Annotated in this window: 9 protein-coding genes; 1 reads left to right on the top strand and 8 read right to left on the bottom strand. The window is 41.3% G+C overall.

The features are described 5' to 3' along the window. Nucleotides 1-261: 261 nt before the first annotated feature. The 6 genes from phoU to AAF462_06100 all read right to left on the bottom strand — a co-directional run bounded on the left by phoU (nucleotide 262) and on the right by AAF462_06100 (nucleotide 7,277). Nucleotides 262-936 (bottom strand): phosphate signaling complex protein PhoU, encoded by a 675-nt coding sequence (gene phoU / locus AAF462_06125; protein MEM7008698.1) that lies wholly within the window; start codon nucleotides 934-936, stop codon nucleotides 262-264. Nucleotides 937-967: 31 nt separating this feature from the next. Further along, nucleotides 968-1,393, bottom strand: a complete 426-nt coding sequence (locus tag AAF462_06120; protein ID MEM7008697.1) for an arsenate reductase ArsC — start codon at nucleotides 1,391-1,393, stop codon at nucleotides 968-970. Between the two features lie 10 nt (nucleotides 1,394-1,403). After that, nucleotides 1,404-2,240, bottom strand: a complete 837-nt coding sequence (pstB, locus tag AAF462_06115) for a phosphate ABC transporter ATP-binding protein PstB (GenBank protein MEM7008696.1) — start codon at nucleotides 2,238-2,240, stop codon at nucleotides 1,404-1,406. A 78-nt stretch (nucleotides 2,241-2,318) separates the two neighbouring features. Continuing rightward, nucleotides 2,319-3,938, bottom strand: coding sequence for a phosphate ABC transporter permease PstA (pstA, locus tag AAF462_06110; GenBank protein ID MEM7008695.1), 1,620 nt, complete (start codon nucleotides 3,936-3,938; stop codon nucleotides 2,319-2,321). Between the two features lie 39 nt (nucleotides 3,939-3,977). Further along, the gene (locus AAF462_06105) at nucleotides 3,978-6,281 is read right to left on the bottom strand and encodes an ABC transporter permease subunit (GenBank protein MEM7008694.1); all 2,304 of its coding nucleotides are present in this window, start codon (nucleotides 6,279-6,281) and stop codon (nucleotides 3,978-3,980) included. Between the two features lie 39 nt (nucleotides 6,282-6,320). Then, nucleotides 6,321-7,277, bottom strand: coding sequence for a phosphate ABC transporter substrate-binding protein PstS family protein (locus tag AAF462_06100; GenBank protein MEM7008693.1), 957 nt, complete (start codon nucleotides 7,275-7,277; stop codon nucleotides 6,321-6,323). Between the two features lie 484 nt (nucleotides 7,278-7,761). On the opposite strand from AAF462_06100, the gene AAF462_06095 reads away from it, so the two are divergent. Further along, nucleotides 7,762-8,244, top strand: a complete 483-nt coding sequence (locus tag AAF462_06095) for a gluconokinase (GenBank protein ID MEM7008692.1) — start codon at nucleotides 7,762-7,764, stop codon at nucleotides 8,242-8,244. Here AAF462_06095 and AAF462_06090 read toward each other — a convergent pair whose 3' ends face one another. Further along, nucleotides 8,245-9,096 (bottom strand): prephenate dehydrogenase/arogenate dehydrogenase family protein, encoded by an 852-nt coding sequence (locus AAF462_06090; protein MEM7008691.1) that lies wholly within the window; start codon nucleotides 9,094-9,096, stop codon nucleotides 8,245-8,247. It abuts the gene before it with no gap. Between the two features lies 1 nt (nucleotide 9,097). Further along, on the bottom strand, nucleotides 9,098-10,186 hold the full coding sequence (hisC, locus tag AAF462_06085; protein MEM7008690.1) for a histidinol-phosphate transaminase: 1,089 nt from the start codon (nucleotides 10,184-10,186) through the stop codon (nucleotides 9,098-9,100). Nucleotides 10,187-10,257: the final 71 nt, after the last annotated feature.

Raw genomic sequence — 10,257 nt, 5'->3', positions numbered from 1 at the left:
ATTTGGCAAGAAGTAGATAAGACTCTAGACCAGGGGTTTGTACCGAGTTCTCACTTAAGCTCTGTTTTCCTATTTGATAAAGTTCTTTTAGCTGCATATTTCCTCTAATCCTAAAGCCATGAGTTTATCCGTCTGCACTATGTTTTCAAGAAGCGCTTATAATCAGATAACATTTATCTTTCACTAAATTGTAGAATTGGGTTAATTAATACAAAATTGTGACCGGGAATAATAGGCAGGAGTAGTAGCTAGCAATTCTTGTTATGATTTTTCCATTGGTGTTGTATTATGATGGTGCTTTAATATTTTACCGCTGGCAATGTAGTAAGTGTCTTCAGCTATATTAGTTGCCAAATCTGCTACTCTTTCAAGTCCTCTAGCTATAAAAATAAGAGTTAGAGCTCTGTCTATGGTTTGCGGGTCTGTGATCATATAGGTAATAAGCTCTCTTACTATCTGCGGCTCTAGCGCATCTACTTCATCATCTTTTTTGCACACAGCTACTGCTAGTTCGGCGTCCTTATTTACAAAAGAGTCCAAACTCTCCTGGAGCATTTCAATAGCCTTTTCCGCCATTTTCGGTATATCAATAAGCGGTTTTACAGGAGGTTTGTCAGCTAAGTAGATAGCTTTCTCTGCAATATTTACTGCATGATCCCCGATTCTCTCAAGGTCGTTATTGATCTTCATGATCATGGTAACTGTTCTAAGGTCTTCGGCTTCAGGATGATAAAGCGCTAGGATTTTTATGCACTGATTGTCTATTTCGACCTCTATCTCGTCAATCCTGTCGTCAGTTCTACGCACTTCTTCGGCGAGAATCATATTGTTCTCTTCAAGTGCTTTAACGCTCTTTGCAATCATCTCTTCAACGGTGGTAGCCATTTCAAAGAGCATCTTCTTCAATTTTATTAGCTCTTCCTCTAGCCTGATCATTTTCTCTCTCCAATTTTAAACTATTTAAAGACTAAATATTCTGAAATGTACTCTCTATCCAGGCTTTAATCTCATCTCTTATCACTCTAAAACCGGACAGGATTTCCTCGTCTTTCCCACGGAACTGGGAAGGGTCTCTGAAGTCATGGTGAATTGTGTTTTGGGCTCCGAAAAAAGTTGGACAGGATTCTTTGGCATTGTCGCATACAGTGACAACGTAATCCATATTAACTCCATCATAGCATTGAACGTTTTTGGACTTATGGGTTGATATATCAATTCCTAGCTCATTCATGGCTCTTATTGCATATGGATTTACTCTTGAGGGCTCAGTGCCTGCGCTGAATACTTCAAATTTATCACCGTAAAGACTTCTCAAAATCCCTTCCGCCATTTGAGATCGTGCTGAGTTGTGGGTGCATAGGAATAAAACTTTTTTCTTTTTTTCGTCTTCCATATTCTATGAATTAACCAAATTTACCTGATACATAATCCTCTGTTTGCTTATTGTGTGGATTAAGAAATATTGTTTCTGTTGTATCATACTCTATCAGCTCGCCAAGATACATAAATGCAGTGTAGTCAGACACACGTGAAGCTTGCTGCATGTTGTGTGTAACGATAACAATTGTGTAGCTCTCTTTTAGCTCAGTAATTAGGTCTTCAATTTTTCCTGTAGCTATAGGGTCTAGCGCTGAGCAAGGCTCGTCCATTAGCAGCACCTCCGGCTCAACTGCAATGGCCCTTGCTATACATAGCCTCTGCATCTGCCCACCTGACATTCCTAGAGCGCTTTCATCAAGCCTATCGCAAACCTCATCCCAAAGTGCTGCGCCTTTTAAGCTTTTTTCAACCACTTCATCTAATACTGATTTTCTATTTTCTCCAGCGATTCTGGCGCCGTAAGCAACGTTTTCGTAAATGGATTTAGGAAAAGGATTTGATTTCTGAAAAACCATTCCAACTCTTTTTCTAAGCTGAGTGATATCTATACCCGGATCTTGTATATCATCTCCATCAATTAATATTTCACCCTCAACCGCACAAGAGTCTACTAAGTCGTTTAGGCGATTAAAACACCTAAGAAGGGTGGATTTACCGCAACCTGAGGGTCCGATAAACGCTGTTGCCTTATTTTTAGAAATATCCATATAGATATTCTTAAGCGCTTGTTTTGATCCATAGTAGAGATTTAGATCATTAACTTCCACAACAGGATCAGGCACCTCAAACTTAGCATAGGGCGCTTTATGTTCAGGAGCCTCTTGGGGTTGTGTAACATTAGCTTCCAGCTTGCTTTCCATTTCCTTAACGTTTTGTGTATCCATTTTACTGCCGACCTCCAATTAGTCTTGTTGCCGGAATTGTAATAATAACATCAATTAAACCGCTGAGGTAGTATATTTCTTCTTCAATCGGTTTCTAATTACAATAGCCGTCAAGTTTAATACAATCACAATTAATATTAATAGCAGTGCTGTTGTGAAAACCATAGGCTTTGCAGCCTCAACGTTAGGGGACTGAAACCCTACGTCATATATATGAAATCCTAGATGCATAAACTTTCTTTCTAAATGTACATATGGGAAGTAGCCGTCAACAGGAAGCTGCGGCGCAAGTTTAACAACACCTGTGATCATAAGTGGGGCAACCTCTCCCGTTGCTCTTGCGATAGCCAAAATAAGCCCTGTTAGAATAGCCGGCATTGCGCTTGGAATTACAATCTTCCAAGTAGTCTCAAACTTGGTTGCTCCAAGAGCGAGAGAGCCGTGTCTTATCTCTTGTGATACTGCGGCCAATCCCTCTTCTGTTGCTACAATTACCACCGGCACCGTTAGAAGCGCAAGTGTAAGCGATGCCCAAAGAATTCCACCAGTTCCGAAAGTAGGGTTCGGAAGCGCTTCGGAGAAGAAGAAGCTGTCAATCGAAGCCCCCACGCCGTAAATGAAAAATCCAACAGCAAACACTCCAAATACAATAGAGGGTACACCCGCCAAGTTGTTAACACATATCCTAACCAGCCTTACTAGCGGTCCCTGTTTTGCATATTCTCTTAGATATAGTGCAGCCAGCACTCCAAACGGAAGCACCACAATACTCATTATGAGAACCATCATGATGGTTCCGAATATAGCTGGGAATACGCCGCCTTCAGTGTTTGCTTCTCTGGGTTCATCGGATACAAATCCCCAAACCCTGTGCATATAGAGACCCGCTTTTTGAAACCAGCTCATGGCATTTGGTCTAAATGCAAGAACAATGTTTCCAAGCGCCATCTCTTTCTCTCGCCCGCCCACTGAAACCATCGTAATCTTTTCTTTTGTAAATTCTTGATATAAAACCTCTAGTTCTTTTTCTTTATCTAAGTATTTCTGCTCTTCAAGAGCGATCTTGTCCTGATAGGCTTTTATTTGCGCAGGATCGCCGTCGCTCATTTCGACGCCTCTTATTTTGAGTCTGTAGTTCTCGATCTGCCTATTGATACCACCGATATCACCCTTTTCGATCTTTCTAATTTCACCAAATATTCCAGCATAGACCGGTATATCTTCTTCTAGTTTGTCCCAGCACGCTTCATTACCCTCACAAAGTACATTTCCGTCTTGAGTTATCTGTTTTATAAAGCCGTAGAAATTACCCCACTCGCGTCTTTCCATAACTACTGCAAATTCAGGCACTGAGCGCGTAACAATTTGATCATCATCAATCCATCTAAAGTCGAGTCCGTACAGATCCCTATTACCAATCTTAAGCTGGGTTCTGAACCTTGGCTCCCCCTCGGCTTTTCCGCTGATGCCTCTGATTTCTTCATGGCCAGTAACCTCACCCATAACTCTAGTTCCGTTCTTAAGTTCAAACTCTACAACTTGTGCCGGCCAGAAAAACCCGAGCCCCTTGGCCATGATCAGCCACAAGAGTCCTGCGATCATTAATAGACTGAACATCAGCGCAACACCGGTCAGCCAAACAAAAGGATCTCCACTACTCCAAAATTTCTTCATAAACTCAACCTTCACACCGTATGCATAGTTTTTTCATTTCTATAGCTGTCCGTATTTTTTCCTTAGTCTTTGTCTTACAAGCTCTGCAGCAGTGTTAACAAGGAAGGTAAAGAAGAACAGTAGCAGAGCGGCTAAGAACAGCACCCTGTAAAGAGTTCCGCCATGCGGCGCCTCTGGTATCTCCACTGCAATGTTTGCAGAAAGCGCTCTAAATCCGTTGAATATACTCCAGTCCATAATCGGGGTATTACCTGTTGCCATAAGAACGATCATGGTTTCACCTATTGCTCTACCTAATCCAATCATCACAGCGGAGAATATTCCCGGGCTAGCCGTAGGAAGTATCACCCTAATTGCTGTCTGCCAGCGGTTTGCGCCAAGCGCAAGCGAGCCTGCCTGCAAGTGTTTAGGCACACTTGATAGGGCGTCCTCAGAGATGGTGAAGATAATAGGTATAACAGCAAAGCCCATTGCAAAACCAACAATTAGTGAGTTTCTCTGGTCATACTGCAGGCCTAACACTGTGTATAGCCATTCTTTATAGTTTCCGCCCAAGAGTACGTTTTCAATTGGTCCGTTTAGCCAGAAAGCAACTAAAACGCCCAGTATAATTATCGGTATTAATAAAAAGAGCTCGCTGCCAATTTTAAAGCGGCCCTTTATTCCCCTAGGAACATACTGCCAAATCATCACGGTTAGAATTGTAAATACAGTAAGAACTATTGGTATTGTGAACACTGCCGGGATAACTTTTTCTATTATTGGCGCCAGCCACAATCCAGCCAAAAATCCTAAGATAACTGTTGGTAGCGCAGCCATAATTTCAATTACAGGTTTAATAGTATTTCTAAGTGATGGATGCATGAACTGAGATACGCAGATTGCTGAAAAAATAGAGATTGGAATTGCAAAAAATAGTGCATATATAGCGCCCTTTAATGTTCCAAAAGCAAGCGGTGTTAAGCTAAGCTTTGGTTCAAACTCATCAGTGCCTCCGGTTGATTGCCATACGTATTCAGGTTTTTGGTATCCTTCGTACCAAACCTTTCCAAATAGTGTTTTAAAGTTTGTTTCTGGATGCGGATTATCGACGTCCCAATTGTACATTTTACCCTGATCGTCTATTGCTAAAACGCCGTTTGATTTAGGCGCAAATGATAATCTTTGAACAGAGGAGCCGTCGGTTTTTAGCTCTTGGAGCATTTGCCCTGATGTGGAGTGATAAAGATTTATATTTCCGCCACTATCAGAAGCTAGAAAACCCCTGTCTCTTGCGGATGCCGTAATATTTGTAATAGGAAGCTCAAGTGGGTCGAGCTGGTGAATTCTGGTTAAAACCTCACCTGACGGGGAGGATGAGTCCCGTACTTCAAACCACACGGATACATTACCTTCCTCATCACCAACTAATAGAGAGCGGTCTCCAAGTAGAAAAGCGAGTGCCGTAATTGCCACTTTTGAACCCGATGTAGCATCTATGGCTCTTAGGAATTCAGGACTTTGTCTATCACTAACGTCCCAGTGAAATATTTTACCGTTGTCAGTTCCGACGAATAGGTTTTCAATAGACCTGTCTAATTCTATAGTAGTTACAGTGCTTCCATTTATCTTCTCAGTTAGGTCAATACTTATGAGCTCAGGTTCTCCTGAACCGAAGTCATCGTCAGGTACGATAAGAGCTACGAATACAAGATTGCCGGAGGCTGTATAGGCCGCGGCTGCTGATACATCCTCTTCAGGGGCTTCTTCATAAGCAATTATCTCAAGCTGGTCATCATATACTTTAAATAGATCGCGCTGAACAATATCAGGTGTGATTACTCTTTTGTCTCCAACAAAATCTACTTTATAGTTGGTCTGCACAGGGAGAATAAATCCGTCATTTGTTCCAAAGCTATACAGTTTGTTGTTTTGTGAAACGAAGCTTGAGGTAATAGTGCTGCCCTCAAGCTCAGTTAACCCAAACTGTTTTATAGTATTTCCGTTAGTAAGGTCTAGGAACGTCAGCATGCCATCTTTTGTGACCACAAAACCTATTTCCCTATATTCTTCTTGACCTGTTGCTAAAAATGGAAAAGTCTTGTCATCGGTGTTTTCAACCGAATATGACGAAAGTTCAGGTGATTCTCTTAATATAAAAGAGCTTGCAAGGTCAGACTTAACACTTTGGAAAAGCGGAACTGTCTCAACTCCGATGAATACTAATATGGCGAGAATGCTCAATATAACTGCAATACCGCCTGTAGTTACAATGCTTGTTGCAATAAAATCAACAAGCTTCCTCCGTCTAATACCGGGGGAAGCTTGTTGTTCTTTCTTCTTTAATCTGGTTTGAGCTGTCATTTAATAACCGTATGAATTAGGTTTGTTAATCTAGCTAAATTACTTAGCTGTAATTGTTTCCATAATTTCGGCATCAACATTTGCTGGTAGTGGAAGATAACCGTCTTTAACTACAACTTCCTGACCCTGATGGCTGAGTACGTATTTTAGGAACTCAAGACGTAGTGGGTCAAGCTGCTCATTGGGCTTTTTGTTTACATATAGATATAGATATCTTCCTAGTGGATACTCTTTGCTTACGATGTTCTGTAGGTTTGGATCAGCGCACTGACCAGCTTTTTTGCCAAGCTGGATAGCTTTCACGCCAGAGGTGATGTATCCGATCCCGCTGTACCCGATACCGCTTTTATCTTCTGTGATACCCTGTACCACTGAAGCTGAACCTGGCTGCTCTTTAACTGAGTCTTTGTAGTCTCCTTTGCAAAGAGCTTTCTTTTTGAAGTAACCATACGTACCTGAAGCTGAGTTTCTGCCGTACATGCTTATTGGTACATTAGCCCAGTCGCCTTCTAGTCCAAGCTGACCCCATGTAGCGATATCTTCAGCGCCGCCGCATTTTCTGTTTTTGGAGAAAATAGCGTCAACCTGCTCGATTGACAAACACTCAATTGGGTTATCTTTGTTCACAAATACTGCCAGAGCGTCGATTGATGTTGGAACTTCAGTTGGTTTGTAACCAAATGCTTTTTCAAACTCATCGATCTCTTTACTTTTCATAGCACGTGACATAGGTCCAAACTGTGCTGTTCCTTCAATTAATGCTGGTGGGGCAGTGCTTGAGCCTTTACCTTCGATCTGACACTTAACGTTTGGATAATCTTTTGTGAAACCCTCACACCATAGTGTCATAAGGTTGTTCATTGTGTCTGATCCTACACTATTAATATTTCCAGAAACACCACTTGTTTTTGTGTAGTCCGGAATCTCTGCATCAACTTTTACGGGTTCTTGTGCAGTAGCAAATCCTGCAGCTAAAACGATTACTAGTGCAACCATAGTGCTGCTAATTATATTTTTATCAATTACACCCTTAAACATTGGTACTACCTCCTTTAAATTCGTTTGATGTAGGATTAAACCCTGGCAATGTTAAGGTTGTGTTAAGAAAAAATGAAATCGGAGTTAACCATGTCGTCCAGTTTGACGTGATTTTTGCTATAATATGTGGGATGCATTAATATTAATTTTGTGATTTGCTTTAGAAAAATAATTCTATATACTCAGAATTAATACTATTGCAAGAGGTTGAAATTATGAGTTACTACATAACAATAGGTTCAATTCTACTGGTATCAGTATTAGTTGCTGCATGCAGCTGCCAGCTTGGATGAAATATAGGCGGACAAGCTTTTAATATATTACTAATGTGAGGGAAAGATATGCGCTATTACATAACAATCGTATCCATCCTGGCAGTTTCATTTTTCATAACAGCCTGCCAGTGCGGCATAGGCTAGTCCGTACGCTGGGATATCCATAAATGATATTTATAATCATGGGTGTTAGTGGGTCGGGCAAGTCAACCGTTGGTAATCTACTTGCTAATAAGATAAAAAGTCCCTTTTATGACGCCGATGATTTTCACTCCCGAGAAAATAAAGAAAAGATGAGACAGGGTATAGCTCTAACAGATGCCGATAGAGCCCCCTGGCTAAAAGCTCTAAGTTCTCTCATCGAAGAACAAGATAGAAATGCCATACTTGCTTGCTCTGCGCTTAAAAAATCATACAGAGATGAGCTTCGTGTTCCAGGGAAAAAAGTTGTTTTTATATATCTTAAGGGCGAGGAAAAGCTGCTTGAAAAACGGCTATCTTTAAGAAAAGGGCACTATGCAGGGCCAAGCTTGCTTCAGAGCCAGCTACAGACTCTCCAAGAACCCGATGATGCTTTTACAATAAGTATTAAGGACAGTCCGGATAAAATAGTAGATAAAATATTACAAAAATATGGCTCTAATCTCTGATTACAGGTTTCTCTTAGCTTGAGCGGCTTTTTCAAGCTCGGCTCTTAATTTCTCAAAATCCTCATCTCTTATAGCGCCCTCAATTTTATCAAGAGAGTCTTTAAATAGAGATATTGCATTTAGTAGCTGCTCTTTATTTGCTTTGAAAATCTCTGTCCACATCTCAGGCGAGCTTGCTGAGACTCTGGTGTAGTCTTTAAGCCCTCCGCCTGCGAATTCTAAAAGTTTGTCTGAATCCTTAGAGCTAAGCACGCTATTAATTAAAGAGTAGGCAACAACATGAGGCAGATGGCTAACTACTGCAAATATGTGGTCATGCGTGCCCGGGTCCATTTCATAGACTTGGCTTCCCGCAAGCTCCCACATTTTTCTTACTTTATCAACGGCGCGTGGATTGGTTTTAGGAGTAGGGGTTATAATGCACCTTTTATCTTTAAAGAGCCCTGGATCTGATGAACTTATGCCTGAGTTTTCAGTGCCTGCTATAGGATGAGCGGGAACAAAATGAAGATGCTCCGGGAGGTGCTGCTCAATACCATTTACAACAGACGACTTTACGCTTCCAACATCTGTTATGATTGCTCCTTGAGATGCCACCTCAAAGGCTTTTTTTGCGCTCTCAAATATAGTTCCGACATAGGTTGCTACAACTACTATTTCAGAGTGCTCAATCACTTCATTTATCTCTGGCGCACCTTCGTCTATAACCCCGTTATCAAAGGCATACTTTAAAGTATCTTCGTTTGTGTCGATCCCGACAACGATTTCAACTTGTCCTGACTCTTTAAGGGCCCTTGCTAAAGAGCCTCCAATTAGGCCAAGGCCGATTATAGTAATTTTCTCAAATTGCATATTATTTACCTAAAACTTTTTTGGCGGCGCTAACAAATTTCTGATTTTCCTCTTCGCTTCCTATTGTAACCCTTAAATGAGTCTTAAGGCCATATCCCATTACCGGTCTTACAATAACTCCTTCTTTTAAAAGTGAGTTGTAGGCAGGAATTGGATCCTCGTCTAAGTCTATCAGCACAAAGTTAGTATAAGAAGGAGCATAAGTTATGCCCATATTTTCTAGCTCTGTGCATACGAACTTCAGCCCTTCAGAGTTAATCCGTTTTGTTCTCTGTATGTGCTCTTGATCATCCAGTGCTGCAAGCGCACCTATTTGTGATAACGAGTTTGAATTAAACGGATGACGCACTTTATGCATGTGAGAGACAATATCTGGATGTGCTATGCCATAGCCCAATCTTAAGCCCGCAAGGCCATAAATTTTAGAGAATGTCCTAACTGTAATTATAGACTTATCCGTATTTTGGTAATTGAGCGAGTTTGGATAGCTCGGATCCTCTACATACTCAAAATATGCTTCATCAACTAAAACCAAAATATCCTCGGGCACATTTTCGATAAACCACTCAAATTCGTCTCTAGCCACCATGGTTCCAGTCGGATTATTAGGATTGGCTATGAATATCATGCGGGTTTTCTCAGTAATTCTCGAATGCATGTCTCTTAGATCGTGCGTGTAATTAGGCATAGGAGACACAACTGCCTTAGCCCCGACCGCTTTACTTACAATTGGGTATACAATAAATGCATACTCTCCGAATATCGCTTCATCGCCTGGCTGCATATAAGTTCTAGCGGCAATGTCGATCACATCGTTTGAGCCGTTTCCAAAGATTATTGTCTCAGGATCAACGCCAAGTTTCTGAGCTAATTTATGCTTTAAGTAAAAAGCATCCCCGTCTGGATAGCGGTGCAGATTATGCACAGCTTCGCTTATAGCTTTCTCCGCAAGTGGCGAGGGGCCAAGAGGGTTTTCATTAGATGCTATTTTAACCGCGTCCGTAATTCCAATTTCACGCTCAAGCTCCTCAACGGGCTTGCCCGGAACATATGGTATTAAATCTCCAACAAAAGAATTTGGTTTAATCAATTGCTCGCCTGCCTCATTACATAAACTCCGTTTGCCATGCCCTGAAAGTAATCACCGACTAAGGGATGATT

The organism is Thermodesulfobacteriota bacterium, from assembly GCA_039028315.1.
Classification (GTDB): Bacteria; Desulfobacterota_D; UBA1144; order Nemesobacterales; family UBA2774; genus CR02bin9.
The sequence above is the reverse complement of the archived record's forward strand: the minus strand, read 5'-3'. Positions and strand labels throughout refer to the sequence as shown.

What these genes read in the sequence shown, in the direction of transcription:
- AAF462_06120 (MEM7008697.1), bottom strand. Translation starts at nt 1,393, where the DNA reads ATGGAAGACGAAAAAAAGAAAAAAGTTTTATTCCTATGCACCCACAAC.
- AAF462_06090 (MEM7008691.1), bottom strand. Translation starts at nt 9,096, where the DNA reads ATGCAATTTGAGAAAATTACTATAATCGGCCTTGGCCTAATTGGAGGC.
- pstA (MEM7008695.1), bottom strand. Translation starts at nt 3,938, where the DNA reads ATGAAGAAATTTTGGAGTAGTGGAGATCCTTTTGTTTGGCTGACCGGT.
- pstB (MEM7008696.1), bottom strand. Translation starts at nt 2,240, where the DNA reads ATGGAAAGCAAGCTGGAAGCTAATGTTACACAACCCCAAGAGGCTCCT.
- phoU (MEM7008698.1), bottom strand. Translation starts at nt 936, where the DNA reads ATGATCAGGCTAGAGGAAGAGCTAATAAAATTGAAGAAGATGCTCTTT.
- AAF462_06095 (MEM7008692.1), top strand. Translation starts at nt 7,762, where the DNA reads ATGATATTTATAATCATGGGTGTTAGTGGGTCGGGCAAGTCAACCGTT.
- AAF462_06100 (MEM7008693.1), bottom strand. Translation starts at nt 7,277, where the DNA reads ATGGTTGCACTAGTAATCGTTTTAGCTGCAGGATTTGCTACTGCACAA.
- AAF462_06105 (MEM7008694.1), bottom strand. Translation starts at nt 6,281, where the DNA reads ATGACAGCTCAAACCAGATTAAAGAAGAAAGAACAACAAGCTTCCCCC.